The following is a 14,497-nucleotide window of genomic DNA, read 5'->3' as shown; positions in this document are numbered from 1 at the left end:
GGTATCCCTTTTAGTAGGATAATAAGGTGAAAAAATCGGAGGGGGTTGTAACATGTTAAAGAAAAAAGTTCAAATTGGTCGTAAAATGGATGAAATTACAGTAGGAGAGAAACTATCTATCACTGAAAAAATTGAGGATAAAGATTTGTTATTGTATTTAGGGTTAACGAATGATGCCAATCCATTATATATTCAGCATGATTACGCATCCCAAACTCCGTATGAAAAGCCGATTGTACCAAGCATTATGCTAACTGGAATGATTACAACGGCAGTTACGAAATATTTACCAGGTCCAGGTAGTCATATTACTAGGAAGGACCTTACGTTCGTGAAGCATGTTCACCATTATGAAACGTTACAAATCCACTTTGAAGTTGTGGCTGTTTCTGAGGAGGAGCATACAATTGATATGTTTGTATCTGCTCATGATGAAAAAGGAGAAACAGTTGTAAAGGGTTCTTTAACAGTAACGCCGCCTTTTAAATCAGTTTCTATTATGGAAAAAGCATTAGATAATTTTTAAAAAGTAAAAATATGAATAGCGCTAGCATACCTTTCTATAAGGGGGCTAGCGCTATTTTTAGTTGAAGAATCCCTCTTTAAACCCTTCAGCAAATTCTGAACAACCTGTTGTAATCGTATCCCAGCTCGGTACATTAAAAGTAAGGAAACATGTTGCTAATAAAGTTAAAATAGGTAGTAATATCCGCATAATAGCCTCCAAATCGTATTTATTTATATATTTAAATTAATGATATATTTATTGGTGATTGAAGTCAATGAAAGGGGTGGTTTTTTAAGATGAAGTGGAAGCGAGAAGACATTATTTTTGAAACGATAAGAGAATCTGAAGTATGGGCAGATTCAATCGTGAATGAAATGTACGGGAGAGTATTTGATGGATATGAAACACCAGATTATAAAATAGCGTATGCTCTTTCGTTTTTCCTAGCGCAAAATCAAGATTTTACAGTTCATACGGAAGTGAGCTTTAAAAAAGAGAGAGCAATCTATAAAGTTTGGCAAAATCCTGTGTAGCTGAAGGTGAGCTGTAATTACTTCTATTTTCCTCAGTTTGATACAAATGAGCTCCATGTATAGACAATTATATTGAGAGGGACCTTGTTTTCTAGTATGATGAGAATAACGGGGAAAATACTAGGATGAAGAAGGTTTCAAGTCTATAACTTGGAGGAAAAGAATGAACAATCGTATTTTAGTAGTTGATGATGAGGAATTTATCTTAACTTTAATTGAATTTAATCTACAACAAGCTGGGTTTGAAGTTATAACAGCGATGGATGGAGAAATGGCGCTTCAAAAAGCGACAACAGAACGCCCAGATTTAATTATATTAGATTTAATGCTTCCGAAAATGGATGGTATGGAAGTGTGTAAAGAATTACGATTGCAGCGCGTTATGACGCCGATTTTAATGTTAACAGCAAAAGATGATGAATTTGATAAGGTGCTAGGTCTTGAACTTGGGGCAGATGATTATATGACGAAGCCGTTTAGCCCAAGGGAAGTTGTTGCGCGTGTGAAGGCAATTTTACGCCGCACGAAACTACAACAAGAAGAACAAGTTAAAGAAGCTTCAGATGAAGAGAGTATCACAATTGCTGAACTTAAAATTTTGCCGGAATTTTATGAGGCTTATTTCCAAGGAAGAAAGCTTGAATTAACACCAAAAGAATTTGAACTACTTGTTTATCTTGCGAAAAATAAAAGTCGCGTGTTGACACGTGATCAATTATTAAGTGCTGTATGGAACTATGATTTTGCTGGTGATACACGAATTGTTGACGTTCATATTAGCCATTTGCGCGATAAAATTGAACAAAATACGAAAAAACCGACGTACATTAAAACGATACGTGGTTTAGGATATAAATTAGAGGAGCCAAAAGGGGATGAATAAATTTCGTTCCAGGCTTCTTTTTACATTTGTTTCTCTTATTGTTTTTATTTTAGTTGGACTAGGTTTATTACTGGAAACCGTGTTTGAAAACTACTATATAGATCATGCCAAAGAGAGAATGGTAAAAGAGACAGAGTATGTTGCGGTATTAGCAGAAGAACAGGGTTTTGATGATGTTTTAAAAAATCCATATGTATTTGAAAAGTTAGAAGAAAAAATACAGGCTTCTATTGTATTTGTAGATGAAAAAAAGAAAGTTCAATATAGCGGCGGAGAACAGTCTGCATTTAGCCAAGGGATAATTAAAGAACTTACTTCTGAAACAACGAAACAAAGAAATAAAGTCATTACGAAAGAAACAGATCAGAATAATGAATTTTACCATGCGGTGTTCGTTCAAGATGTGGCAGGGAAACAAGGGTACATTTTGGTGAAAAGTACAATTGAGCCTTTGAAATCTGTTCATCAAAAAACGTGGGGATTATTAATTATCGGATTTGTTATCGCTTGTCTCGTAGTCGTATTTTTAGGTATGAAAATTACAGGGCAATACATTAGGCCGATTGAATCCGTTACGAAAGTGGCTATCGAATTAGCGAAGGGAAATTATAAAGCGCGCGCTTATGAAAGTCATTCAGATGAGACGGGAATGCTGAGTAAAGCGATTAATATTTTAGCCCGTAATTTACAAGAGATGACACTTGAGCAAGAAATGCAACAAGATCGTCTGCATACGTTAATTGAAAATATGGGAAGCGGAATGATTTTAATTGATAGCCGCGGTTATATAAACCTTGTAAACCGTTCTTATAAGGAGACTTTCCACGTAACAGATGAAGAATATTTAGATCGTTTATATTATGAGTCGTTTCATCATACAGAAATTATAGAGCTTGTGGAAGAAATCTTTATGACAGAAGTGAAAGTGCGTAAACAAATGTTATTGCCGCTTGGAATTGAGCGAAAGCATTTCGAAGTATATGGAGCACCGATTATCGGGACGAACCATGAATGGAAAGGGATTGTCCTTGTATTCCATGACATTACTGAGCTAAAGAAATTAGAACAAATGAGAAAAGACTTTTTAGCGAATGTTTCTCATGAACTAAAGACACCGATTACTTCTATTAAAGGTTTTTCAGAAACGCTCTTGGACGGAGCGATGGATAATAAAAAATTCTGCGAACATTTCTTGCACATTATTTTAAAAGAAAGTGAACGCATGCAAGGGTTAATTGAAGATTTATTAGATTTATCAAAGATTGAGCAACAAGGATTTAAATTGAGTATGGGGACCGTTGATATGAAGGGACTTCTTGAAGACATTCATATGGTGCTTGATAACAAAGCAGGAGAAAAAGAAATTTCTTTACAAGTAAATGCGCTAAAAGGAGTCTCGGTCATTGGAGATCCAAGTCGTTTGAAGCAAATCTTTATTAATTTAATGAATAACGCAATCGTATATACGCCGGCTGGAGGCGTTGTTTCTGTAGAATTAGCAGAAGATAAATATAATGCTTATATAAAAGTATTGGATACGGGAATTGGTATTAGTAAAGATGAAATTCCGCGTATTTTTGAACGCTTTTACCGAGTGGATAAAGCGAGAAGTAGAAATACTGGTGGTACAGGCCTTGGATTATCGATTGTAAAGCATTTAGTTGAGGCACATCACGGTACGATTACAGTGGATAGTGAAGTTGGGGAAGGGACAACATTTACAGTTGTTTTACCAAAATCAGCAACTGAAAAATAGGATGAAGGATGTTTACAATATATTAACAATGGCTTAATTAAATATTAATAAAGGTCTGTTAATATAATACATGAAAACCCCTTCATCCAAGGAGTAATTTTGGACGAGAATAGTTATGCTGTTCTCGTCACTTCCCTTTTATGTTAGTAAACGTTTGTATATATGATAGAAAATAGCCGTTATTTTTCTTCTCTCTATTAGTCATGTTAATATAGAGAGAAGAAAGGAACGGTTTTTTTTCTGTGAAAAAAATCATTTCAAATTTGTATGGGGAGGTTTCTGGTTTGGAAAAAAAGGTCGTATTAGTAGATGGTAATAATATCGCGTATCGTGCTTTCTTTGCACTACCGCTTTTAAATAACGACAAAGGTATACATACGAACGCAATTTACGGTTTTACAATGATGTTAATGAGAATATTAGAGGAAGAAAAACCAACGCATATGTTAGTAGCGTTTGATGCGGGTAAAACGACATTCCGTCATAAAACGTATAGTGAGTATAAAGGAGGACGTCAAAAGACTCCACCTGAATTATCAGAGCAATTCCCGTTTATTCGTGAGATGCTTGATGCATTCAACGTACCGCGTTATGAATTAGAAAATTATGAAGCGGATGACATTATGGGGACGTTAGCGAAAGAAGCGAGTGAACAAGGGTTTCATGTAAAAGTTATTTCAGGAGATAAAGACTTACTGCAACTTGTTTCAGAGAATACACTCGTATGTATTCCTCGCAAAGGGATTACAGAAGTGGATGAATATACGAAAGAAGCTTTATTTGAGAAATACAGCTTATCACCAAAGCAAATTATCGATATGAAAGGTTTAATGGGAGACCAGTCAGATAATATTCCAGGTGTACCAGGAGTTGGCGAAAAAACTGCGATTAAATTGTTAACACAGTTTGAAACGGTCGAGGCAGTGTATGAAAATATAGATCAAGTAAGCGGGAAGAAATTAAAAGAAAAGCTAGAAGCAAATAAAGATCAAGCTCTTATGAGTAAAGATCTTGCAACTATTATTACAGATGCACCGATTACAGTGCATGTGGATGATATGGAGTATAAAGGGTATGAAGCAAGTGATGTGATTCCGATGTTCGAGAATTTAGGATTTACATCCCTTTTAAATAAATTAGGTGTTACGCCAGAAGAAACGACTCCAGCTGAATTAGATGATATTACATTTGATATTGTGGAAGAAGTTACAGAAGAAATGCTTCAGCAAGATAGTGCGCTTATCGTTGAAGTACAAGAAGATAACTATCATAGAGCGGACATTCAAGGTTTTGGTATTCAAAATGAAAATGGCTGTTACTTTATTCAGACAGACATTGCTCTTAAGTCAGACGCCTTTAAAGAGTGGCTTGCAGATGGAGAAATGAGAAAGCATACATTTGATGCGAAGCGCGCAATCGTTGCACTTAAATGGAACGGGATAGATATGCAAGGGATTGACTTTGATCTATTAATCGCTGCTTATTTACTTGACCCGGCTGATACGGATAAAGATTTCCGTACTGTAGCAAAAATGAAAGAAACACATGCTGTGAAATCCGACGAAGAAGTTTATGGAAAAGGTGCGAAGCGTGCTGTTCCAGAGCTAGAAGTAGTAGCGGAGCATGTAGCTCGTAAAGTGCACGTATTATATGATGTAAAGCAAACATTCGTAGAAGAGTTACAAAAGAATGAGCAATATGAACTGTTTACAGAGTTAGAATTACCACTTGCGCGTGTATTAGCTGATATGGAAGTAAAAGGTGTAAAAGTTGATACGGAGCGTCTTCGTAATATGGGAGAAGAACTTGCAGGTAGATTAAAGGAAATGGAACAGGAAATTTATAAGCTTGCGGGAACAGAATTTAATATTAATTCACCGAAGCAGCTTGGTGTTATTCTGTTTGAGAACTTAAACTTACCAGTTATTAAAAAGACGAAAACAGGTTATTCTACGTCAGCTGATGTACTAGAAAAGCTTATGGATCGTCATGAAATCATTCCAAACATTTTACATTATCGTCAATTAGGGAAACTAAATTCAACTTATATTGAAGGTTTATTAAAAGTTGTACATGAAGAGTCATCTAAAATCCATACTCGTTTCAATCAAGTATTAACGCAAACAGGTCGATTAAGTTCAACGGATCCGAACTTGCAAAATATCCCGATTCGATTAGAAGAAGGAAGAAAGATTCGTCAGGCATTTGTTCCATCAGAAGAAGGATGGATTATGTACGCGGCAGATTATTCACAAATTGAACTTCGCGTATTAGCTCATATTGCAAATGATAAAGGGCTAGTTGACGCGTTCCAACATGACATGGATATTCATACGAAAACAGCTATGGATGTATTTGGCGTTGAAAAAGATGAAGTAACTTCAAATATGAGACGACAAGCGAAAGCTGTTAACTTCGGAATTGTGTATGGTATTAGTGATTATGGTCTTTCACAAAACTTAGGAATTACAAGAAAAGCAGCAGCGGAATTTATTGAAAAGTATTTAGAAAGCTTCCCTGGTGTACAAGATTACATGAGTGACATCGTAAAAGATGCGAAACAAAAAGGATATGTGGCTACATTATTAAATCGCCGCCGTTATATTCCGGAAATTACGAGTCGTAATTTCAATTTACGTAGCTTTGCTGAGCGTACAGCTATGAATACACCAATTCAAGGTACTGCAGCAGATATTATTAAAAAAGCGATGATTATTATGGCAGATCGTTTAGAAGAAGAAGGATTACAAGCTCGTCTTCTTCTGCAAGTACACGATGAATTGATATTTGAAGCACCACAAGAAGAAATTGAAAAATTAGAGAAGCTTGTACCAGAAGTAATGGAGCATGCAATTGAACTCGTAGTTCCGTTGAAAGTTGATTATTCTTACGGTCCAACTTGGTACGACGCAAAATAAGGAAGTGATGAAATGCCTGAATTACCAGAGGTTGAAAACGTCAGACGGACACTTGAAAATCTTGTGACAGGAAAAACAATTGAAGATGTCATTGTTACCTATCCTAAAATAGTAAAACGACCGGATGATGCAGAAATCTTTAAAGAAATGCTAAGAGGCGAGAAGATTGAAAATATAAAGCGAAGAGGAAAGTTTTTGCTTTTATATGTAACGAATTATGTTATTGTTTCACATTTGCGTATGGAAGGTAAGTTTTTACTGCATCAAGAGGACGAGCCAATTGATAAGCATACGCATGTCCGTTTCTTATTTACAGATGGAACTGAACTACATTATAAAGATGTGAGAAAGTTTGGTACGATGCATCTCTTTAAGAAAGGTGAAGAATTGAATCAAATGCCTCTTGCTGACTTAGGTCCAGAGCCATTTGATGCTGAATTGACACCGCAGTATTTACAAGAGAGATTGCAAAAGACCAATCGTAAAATAAAAGTCGTATTATTAGACCAGCGTCTTTTAGTAGGGCTTGGAAATATATATGTAGATGAAGTTTTATTCCGTTCTCAAATTCATCCGGAACGAGAAGCTTCGTCATTAACAGCAGAAGAAATTGAACGAATTTACGAGGCGACTGTTACAACGTTAGGTGAAGCAGTGAAGCGTGGCGGAAGTACAATTCGAACGTATATCAACTCGCAAGGACAAGTTGGCTCATTCCAAGAACTTCTAAATGTATACGGAAAAAAAGGAGAACCGTGCGTTACTTGCGGTACGATATTAGAAAAAACAGTTGTCGGCGGAAGAGGAACGCATTACTGCCCGATTTGTCAGCCGAGAATATAGAAAAGAGATAACATCGGATAGGCATTTGTCATATACATACAGCAGGGCTATGTATAAGGGAGGCGCTTACCGATGTACCTTTATTTATCTCTTATTTTATTAGCTTTTACATTAAGCTTAGATAGCTGTAGTGTAGGGCTAACATATGGTTTAAGAAGCGTAAGAATTCCACTAAGATCAATTATAATTATCGGAATGTGTTCAGCGGCTGTTATGCTTGTTTCAATGGGAATTGGACATATGATCGCGAAAATATTTTCACCTGTTATCGCAACGCGTATCGGTGGGCTTGTCCTTATTGGAATAGGAATTTGGGTATTATACCAATTTTTTCGAAGTGAGAAAAAAGAAGAACCGAAGCAAGAGGAGAAGGTTTGGAAATTAGAAATTGCTTCGCTCGGGCTAGTGATTCAAATTTTGCGGAAACCGACTGTTGCAGATTTTGATAAATCAGGCACCATTTCTGCAGGAGAAGCGTTACTTCTTGGTATCGCTCTTTCTATAGATTCGTTCGGTGCTGGAATTGGTGCATCTTTATTAGGGTATGCACCTGCTATGATGGCGATATTAGTTGCAGTGATGAGTTCTTTGTTTTTATTTATTGGAATGAAACTTGGAACGGTTTTATCAAATATGAAATGGTTACAAAAATTTACATTCCTGCCTGGGGTATTACTCATTATTATTGGAATTTGGAAAATGTAAGTATGGGCGTGGAACTTTAGTTTCGCGCCTTTTATTATGAGGAGGGGAGGACGGTAAGTATATATTTATAGATAAAAAACCATTGTCAGGGTAAAGTAGCCTCATGGGGTGAAAAATCTTAAATTATATTCAATAATTGGTGATTTTGTAAAAGAGGTAGGTAGGACAGAGTAAACTAGTTGCCATCTTCAAGGAGAAGGAGCAAATATAGCTAAGAAGATGGTTAAGGAGTTGTTGGAAAGTGATGCTTGCGAAGAAAGTGAGAATCAAGCCAAATAAAGAACAAGAATTGCAACTTTGGAAATCTGTTGGCACGGCAAGATGGGCTTATAATTGGACACTGGCGAAGCAAGAGGAGAATTATAAGAATGGCGGAAAGTTCATATCAGACTGTTTTTTAAGGAAAGAATTAACTGTATTGAAGCAGACTGAAGAATATGCCTGGTTGTATGATGTTTCGAATAATATAGCCAAACAAGCAATCAAAGATGCTTGTGAAGCATATAAACGATTTTTTAAGGGGCTGGCTGATAAACCACGATTCAAAAGCAGAAGGAAATCAAAACCCTCTTTCTACAACGATAACATCAAGTTAAAAGTAAAAGAAAAACAAGTTTTGATTGAGAAAGTTGGTTGGGTAAAAACATCCGAAAAGTTACCTGAAGAGGTGAAGTACTCTAATCCACGCGTTAGCTTTGATGGTAAGTATTGGTATTTGTCTGTCAGTATCGAACAGGAGTTTACAAAAGAGAAGTTAACGGCTGTTTCGTTAGGAATAGATGTTGGAATCAAAGAATTAGCATATTGTTCTGATGGTCAGAAAAAGAAAAATATCAACAAAACAAAGGTGATAAGAAAGGCAGAGAAACGCCTTCGTAGGTTGCAACGTCAAGTTTCTCGTAAATATGAAATGAACAGGGAGGGAAACCGTTTTGTCAAAACAAGCAACATTATAAAAATCGAACAAGAGATACGACAACTACATAGAAGGTTATCAAATATCAGAAAGAATCATCTTCATCAGTCAACGAGCGAAATTGTGAAAACCAAGCCATTTCGTATTGTGATGGAGACGTTGCATATGAAAGGTCTGATGAAGAATAGACACCTAGCTAAAGCGATTGCGAAGCAGTGTTTATATGAGTTCAAAAGACAAATTCAATACAAGTGTGAAAAATATGGTATTGAATTTGTAGAAGCTGATGCATGGTATCCTTCTTCAAAAATGTGTTCCAATTGTGGAAGCATCAACAAAGAACTAAAACTTTCTGACCGTGTATACCAATGCACTTGTGGTCACGAAATGGATAGGGATTTAAATGCGGCTATCAATTTGTCACTGTATGAATTAGCCAGTTAATATCAAAAAAGTTACGGCTAATATGTAGGATTCGTTGTATCCGAATTTACGCCCTCGGAGTGTTAGGTCAAACGAAAGTAGCTTTCTGCAAAATCGGACACGTAGAACAGGGAAATAAACAAAATTTATAGATTTTTATAAGTTTATGGCAACGGATTATGATGACAGTAGTAATTGGATTAACAGGAGGCATTGCAAGCGGGAAAAGTACGGTATCAGACATGTTTCGTGAACTGAGTATACCAGTTATTGATGCGGATATTATTGCAAGGGAAGTTGTAGAGCGAGGAAAACCAGCATATAACAAAATAGTAGAAGTGTTTGGAACGGAAGTATTACAAGAAGATGGAGAATTGGATCGACCGAAATTAGGAAGTGTCGTTTTCTATAATGAAGAAAAACGATTGCAGTTAAATAAAATTGTTCACCCTGCAGTGCGTGAGGAAATGAATAGGCAAAAGGAAAAGTACATAAAGGAAGGTATGCAAGCGGTTGTGTTAGATATACCTCTCTTATTTGAAAGTAAATTAACAAGTCTCGTTGACCGCGTTTTAGTTGTAGCAGTTAAGCCACATACGCAATTAGAACGTTTAATGAAACGAAATAATTTTTCAGAAGAAGAAGCAACAGTTCGTATTCAATCTCAAATGCCGTTAGAAGAAAAAGTGAAGAATGCAGATGAAGTGATAAATAATGATGGCACAATTATGGGAACGAAAACACAATTACAGGTGATTTTAAAGAATTGGAACATTATTGACTAAAAAATTGTGAAATTAATGAAAATGCTTAGTGACATATCCCCTTTTTGTGTTATACTATTATTGGGATTGGAGATAAATAGTATAACGCATTCAAGGGGGATAACATATTATGACTCGTGTGGCAATTAATGGATTTGGACGTATTGGGAGAATGGTATTTCGTCAGGCAATAAAAGAAAGCGCATTCGAAATTGTAGCAATCAATGCAAGCTATCCATCTGAAACGTTAGCACATTTAATTAAATATGATACAGTTCACGGCAAGTTTGACGGAACAGTAGAAGCATTTGAAGATCACTTATTAGTTGATGGAAAAATGATTCGCCTTTTAAACAACCGCGATCCAAAGGAATTGCCTTGGACAGATCTAGGTGTTGAAGTTGTAATTGAAGCAACTGGTAAATTTAATTCAAAAGAAAAAGCAATTCTTCATGTTGAAGCTGGAGCGAAAAAAGTTATTTTAACAGCGCCTGGTAAAAATGAAGATGTAACAATTGTAGTTGGTGTGAACGAAGACCAATTAGATATCACAAAACATACTGTTATTTCAAATGCATCTTGCACAACAAACTGTTTAGCGCCTGTTGTTAAGGTGTTAGATGAGCAATTTGGAATTGAAAACGGTTTAATGACAACTGTCCATGCTTATACAAATGACCAAAAAAATATTGATAACCCACATAAAGATTTAAGAAGAGCACGTGCTTGCGGACAATCAATCATTCCGACAACGACAGGTGCGGCGAAAGCGCTTGCAAAAGTTCTTCCGCACTTAAACGGAAAACTTCATGGTATGGCACTTCGTGTACCAACGCCAAACGTGTCTCTTGTTGACTTAGTAGTAGATGTAAAACGTGATGTGACAGTTGAAGCTATTAACGATGCGTTTAAAACTGTTGCAAACGGTGCGTTAAAAGGCATTGTAGAATTCAGCGAAGAGCCTTTAGTATCTATTGACTTTAATACAAATACACACTCAGCTATTATTGATGGTTTATCTACAATGGTAATGGGTGATCGTAAAGTGAAAGTACTTGCTTGGTATGATAACGAGTGGGGCTACTCTCGTCGTGTTGTAGATCTTGTAACGTTAGTTGTTGACGAATTAGCGAAACAAAAAAATGTGCAACATATTTAAGTGAATAAGGGAGAGGGCAAGTGAATATTTGCTCTCTTTTTTTTATTTTTTTCTGAAAAGGGAAAAAATTATATAAGTATATTTTTGAAAGTGGACATACCACGAAACGTTGTGATTACTGTATTTGTGAATCGTTTATTTTTTTTAGGGAAAAGTAAAGAGGAAAATATGACAGAAAATCGAAAAAACTGTTGTTGCAAAATGAAAATAAACAAAGTATACTAACACTCGTAAACTTAAGAGCTGAGGTACGTAGTCACTACTTAAAGGGTTAGGACCTCTCTGGACTAACTTTCCCCCGTGGTAGTGGAGCAAGCCAAATTGCAAATTAGTTTTCAATTCGAACAGTTAGAATAAATTTACAAGGGGGAACTGTAGAATGGATACTATGGATACGATGGGTCGTCACGTAATCGCTGAACTTTGGGATTGCGATTTCGACAAGCTTAATGACATGCCGTATATTGAACAATTATTTGTGGATGCAGCACTGAGAGCTGGTGCTGAAGTGCGTGAGGTTGCTTTCCATAAATTTGCACCACAAGGTGTAAGTGGAGTAGTAATTATCTCGGAATCACATTTAACAATTCATAGCTTTCCGGAGCACGGTTACGCAAGTATTGATGTTTATACTTGTGGGGATCGTATTGATCCAAATGTTGCTGCAGAATATATTGCAGAAGGTTTAAACGCAAAAACGCGTGAGAGCATCGAGCTTCCTCGAGGCACTGGTAGCTTCGAAATTAAGCAGAGAGAAACAAAAGCTCTTTAAAAAAGAACATAATTGATTTAAAATGTAAAGAGGTGTATAATGCACCTCTTTTTTAGTTTATAAAAAAGGAAAAATATAACGTACTCGTTAGTTAATAAATTAAGCTCTTATGAATAAGTTAGCACCCCATCTACCATCTTATTTTTGAAAACGAGATGATAAAATAATGTGCTTAAACTTAAAGTGGTAAGAGAGTTAGAATGAGTTATATAATATTGTATATATATTGTCAGATGAAGTAAGTAGAGAAAAAATAAAGAGTATAGTGTAAAGGAGTGAATATATTGCGTTGTCCATCCTGTTCTCATAATGGTACAAGAGTGTTAGATTCGCGTCCGGTAGACGAGGGGCGCTCTATTCGAAGAAGGAGAGAGTGTGAAAGTTGTTTAAGTCGCTTTACGACATTTGAAAGAGTAGAAGAGTCACCTCTTATCGTTGTAAAAAAAGAAGGCACACGAGAAGAGTTTAATAAAGAAAAGATTTTGCGCGGCTTGATTAAAGCGTGCGAAAAAAGACCAGTATCTTTAAGACAATTAGAAGAAGTAACTCAAAGTGTGGAACGTGAACTTCGTAATTTAGGTATATCAGAAGTGAAAAGTGATATGATTGGTGAAATTGTTATGGAAGAACTGCGTGATATTGATGATGTTGCTTACGTGCGTTTTGCTTCTGTATATCGCCAATTTAAAGATTTAAATGTATTTATTGAAGAATTAAAAGATATACTGCAAAAAGAAAGAGAGTAGAAGTTGTATTTTATTCTCTTTACATACCGTAAGTAATGAGATAAGAGAGCTAGAAGCGAAAGCTAATAGCTCTTTTTCGCTAAGAAATTATATAATGAAGATAGAATGAATGAAGTAGAGGATAGATTGGATGAGAGAAAGGACAAGCAAGAATGGAAAAACAGTCATGGATGGAGCTATTGCCAATTGATCGTTATAAAGTAAATGCGAAAGGGTTACTGCATAATTACGACCGAAAAGTGTTAACGATGTTGTATCAGCCATTAATAGGTAGTAGAGCTTTTAGCTTATATATGACGCTATGGGGGGAGCTTGAGCAAGATCGTGTGTTTGGAAAAGAGAATACACATCATTCCCTTATGGTGACCATGCAAATGCAGCTTCCCGAAATATATGAGGAACGAGTAAAGTTAGAGGCAATTGGGCTTTTGAAGGTATATATTAAGAAAGAAAAAGATATTCGAATGTTTATATACGAATTGCAACCACCTTTATCTCCGAAGCAGTTTTTTGATGATATTGTGTTAAGCATCTTTTTATACAATCGATTGAGTCGGACAAAATATAATCAAGTAAAGCAATATTTCTTAGAAGAAGAATTTGATTTTGCTTCTTATGAAAATGTTACGCGTTCTTTCAATGATGTGTTTGGTTCGTTTAATCCAGGACAGCTTGAGCATGCGCAAGAAGATCTTCGTATTCCAAAAACGACAGCCATGCCAAGTAACGAGAAGGGAGATGCTCCGAAAGTTTGGAATGATTTCTTTGATTTCTCCTTATTTGTAGATGGCTTGTCCGCTCTTGTCCCTAAAAAGGCAATTACAGATCAAGTGCGAGAGTGTGTCATTACACTTGCTTACGTGTACGATGTAGATGTGTTATCGATGCAAAATATCGTTCTTGGTACGGTGACAGAGATGCAGACAATTGATATCGAAAGGCTTAGAAAAGGAGCACGTGATTGGTATCAGTTCGAAAACGGTCAAGCGTTACCTGTATTAAGTGAAAGGGTACAGCCTCACGCTGCACGTATGATGAAAGGGAAAGAGCCTTCTACGCAAGAAGAGATGTTAATCAAACAGTTAGAGGAAATCTCACCAAAACAACTATTGAAAGAAATCTCTGGTGGTGCAGAGGCGACAAAGGCTGACTTACAAATCGTTGAAGATGTAATGATCAATCAAAAATTAACGCCAGGTGTTGTGAATGTACTTATTTATTACGTTATGCTACGCTCAGATATGAAACTTGCGAAAACGTATGTGGAGAAAATTGCTGGGCATTGGGCACGTAAAAAGGTCGGTACAGTAGCTGAAGCAATGGCGTTAGCGAAAGAAGAAAATCGTCAATATCAAGAATGGGCTGAGACGAAGAAAAAAGGTCGTACGTCGAAGAAAACAGTGCGAACAGAAATGGTACCAGATTGGCTGAAAGAAGAGCCGAAAGAACAAGAGAAAGAAACAGAAACAGTGAAGAAAGATATAAGTAAGAAAAAAGATGCGAGTACGTTAGACGATGAACGAAAACGACTAGAAGAAGTGTTAAAAAAATATAAGCGTGATTAATAGAAG

General features: G+C 36.2%; 14 protein-coding genes and 1 pseudogene. 14 read left to right on the top strand and 1 reads right to left on the bottom strand.

Annotation, left to right across the window (positions count from 1 at the left end; genetic code table 11):
- Positions 1-52: 52 nt before the first annotated feature.
- The gene (locus KZZ19_RS22410; protein WP_237981691.1) at positions 53-526 is read left to right on the top strand and encodes a MaoC family dehydratase; all 474 of its coding nucleotides are present in this window, start codon (positions 53-55) and stop codon (positions 524-526) included.
- A gap of 57 nt (positions 527-583) precedes the next feature.
- Here KZZ19_RS22410 and KZZ19_RS22405 read toward each other — a convergent pair whose 3' ends face one another.
- Positions 584-715, bottom strand: a complete 132-nt coding sequence (locus KZZ19_RS22405) for a hypothetical protein (RefSeq protein WP_088097954.1) — start codon at positions 713-715, stop codon at positions 584-586.
- Positions 716-804: 89 nt separating this feature from the next.
- Here KZZ19_RS22405 and KZZ19_RS22400 point away from each other — a divergent pair, with 89 nt between their 5' ends.
- The 13 genes and pseudogenes from KZZ19_RS22400 (at position 805) to KZZ19_RS22345 (ending at position 14,491) form a co-directional block, all read left to right on the top strand.
- A complete protein-coding gene (locus KZZ19_RS22400) occupies positions 805-1,041 on the top strand; it encodes a hypothetical protein (RefSeq protein ID WP_237981690.1) in 237 nt (78 codons plus the stop codon).
- 163 nt (positions 1,042-1,204) lie between these two features.
- Positions 1,205-1,924 carry a two-component system response regulator PhoP gene (gene phoP / locus KZZ19_RS22395; RefSeq protein WP_001065222.1) on the top strand — a complete coding sequence of 240 codons (720 nt, stop codon included), beginning with the start codon at positions 1,205-1,207 and terminating at the stop codon, positions 1,922-1,924.
- Positions 1,917-3,680, top strand: coding sequence for a sensory box histidine kinase PhoR (gene phoR, locus KZZ19_RS22390; RefSeq protein WP_237981689.1), 1,764 nt, complete (start codon positions 1,917-1,919; stop codon positions 3,678-3,680). The genes phoP and phoR overlap by 8 nt, the downstream gene beginning before the upstream one ends.
- 284 nt (positions 3,681-3,964) lie before the next feature.
- Entirely contained in the window at positions 3,965-6,598 is a 2,634-nt protein-coding gene (polA, locus tag KZZ19_RS22385) for a DNA polymerase I (protein ID WP_237981688.1), read from the top strand.
- A gap of 12 nt (positions 6,599-6,610) precedes the next feature.
- Positions 6,611-7,441, top strand: coding sequence for a DNA-formamidopyrimidine glycosylase (gene mutM / locus KZZ19_RS22380; RefSeq protein ID WP_237981687.1), 831 nt, complete (start codon positions 6,611-6,613; stop codon positions 7,439-7,441).
- A gap of 72 nt (positions 7,442-7,513) precedes the next feature.
- Positions 7,514-8,146, top strand: coding sequence for a sporulation membrane protein YtaF (ytaF, locus tag KZZ19_RS22375; RefSeq protein WP_000281739.1), 633 nt, complete (start codon positions 7,514-7,516; stop codon positions 8,144-8,146).
- A gap of 180 nt (positions 8,147-8,326) precedes the next feature.
- A pseudogene (locus tag KZZ19_RS31220) lies at positions 8,327-8,425 on the top strand (IS607 family transposase); the annotation flags it as partial.
- Positions 8,391-9,506, top strand: coding sequence for an RNA-guided endonuclease InsQ/TnpB family protein (locus tag KZZ19_RS22370; RefSeq protein ID WP_237981719.1), 1,116 nt, complete (start codon positions 8,391-8,393; stop codon positions 9,504-9,506). The pseudogene KZZ19_RS31220 and the gene KZZ19_RS22370, both read left to right, overlap by 35 nt.
- A 161-nt stretch (positions 9,507-9,667) precedes the next feature.
- On the top strand, positions 9,668-10,270 hold the full coding sequence (coaE, locus tag KZZ19_RS22365; protein ID WP_088097949.1) for a dephospho-CoA kinase: 603 nt from the start codon (positions 9,668-9,670) through the stop codon (positions 10,268-10,270).
- Positions 10,271-10,379: 109 nt separating this feature from the next.
- Positions 10,380-11,408 carry a glyceraldehyde-3-phosphate dehydrogenase gene (locus KZZ19_RS22360; protein ID WP_000198973.1) on the top strand — a complete coding sequence of 343 codons (1,029 nt, stop codon included), beginning with the start codon at positions 10,380-10,382 and terminating at the stop codon, positions 11,406-11,408.
- Between the two features lie 388 nt (positions 11,409-11,796).
- On the top strand, positions 11,797-12,180 hold the full coding sequence (gene speD / locus KZZ19_RS22355; protein ID WP_002003660.1) for an adenosylmethionine decarboxylase: 384 nt from the start codon (positions 11,797-11,799) through the stop codon (positions 12,178-12,180).
- Between the two features lie 284 nt (positions 12,181-12,464).
- A complete protein-coding gene (gene nrdR, locus KZZ19_RS22350; protein ID WP_001203687.1) occupies positions 12,465-12,926 on the top strand; it encodes a transcriptional regulator NrdR in 462 nt (153 codons plus the stop codon).
- A 152-nt stretch (positions 12,927-13,078) separates the two neighbouring features.
- Positions 13,079-14,491: a replication initiation and membrane attachment family protein gene (locus tag KZZ19_RS22345; protein ID WP_237981686.1), complete on the top strand. Its 1,413-nt coding sequence runs from the start codon at positions 13,079-13,081 to the stop codon at positions 14,489-14,491.
- The last annotated feature ends 6 nt before the right edge of the window (positions 14,492-14,497 follow it).

Source organism: Bacillus thuringiensis (genome assembly GCF_022095615.2).
Lineage (GTDB): Bacteria > Bacillota > Bacilli > Bacillales > Bacillaceae_G > Bacillus_A > Bacillus_A cereus_AG.
The sequence above is the reverse complement of the archived record's forward strand: the minus strand, read 5'-3'. Positions and strand labels throughout refer to the sequence as shown.

Coding starts and splice junctions, on each gene's coding strand:
- KZZ19_RS22410 (WP_237981691.1), top strand. CDS start 53: ATGTTAAAGAAAAAAGTTCAAATTGGTCGTAAAATGGATGAAATTACA.
- KZZ19_RS22405 (WP_088097954.1), bottom strand. CDS start 715: ATGCGGATATTACTACCTATTTTAACTTTATTAGCAACATGTTTCCTT.
- KZZ19_RS22400 (WP_237981690.1), top strand. CDS start 805: ATGAAGTGGAAGCGAGAAGACATTATTTTTGAAACGATAAGAGAATCT.
- phoP (WP_001065222.1), top strand. CDS start 1,205: ATGAACAATCGTATTTTAGTAGTTGATGATGAGGAATTTATCTTAACT.
- phoR (WP_237981689.1), top strand. CDS start 1,917: ATGAATAAATTTCGTTCCAGGCTTCTTTTTACATTTGTTTCTCTTATT.
- mutM (WP_237981687.1), top strand. CDS start 6,611: ATGCCTGAATTACCAGAGGTTGAAAACGTCAGACGGACACTTGAAAAT.
- ytaF (WP_000281739.1), top strand. CDS start 7,514: ATGTACCTTTATTTATCTCTTATTTTATTAGCTTTTACATTAAGCTTA.
- KZZ19_RS22370 (WP_237981719.1), top strand. CDS start 8,391: ATGCTTGCGAAGAAAGTGAGAATCAAGCCAAATAAAGAACAAGAATTG.
- coaE (WP_088097949.1), top strand. CDS start 9,668: ATGACAGTAGTAATTGGATTAACAGGAGGCATTGCAAGCGGGAAAAGT.
- KZZ19_RS22360 (WP_000198973.1), top strand. CDS start 10,380: ATGACTCGTGTGGCAATTAATGGATTTGGACGTATTGGGAGAATGGTA.
- speD (WP_002003660.1), top strand. CDS start 11,797: ATGGATACGATGGGTCGTCACGTAATCGCTGAACTTTGGGATTGCGAT.
- KZZ19_RS22345 (WP_237981686.1), top strand. CDS start 13,079: ATGGAAAAACAGTCATGGATGGAGCTATTGCCAATTGATCGTTATAAA.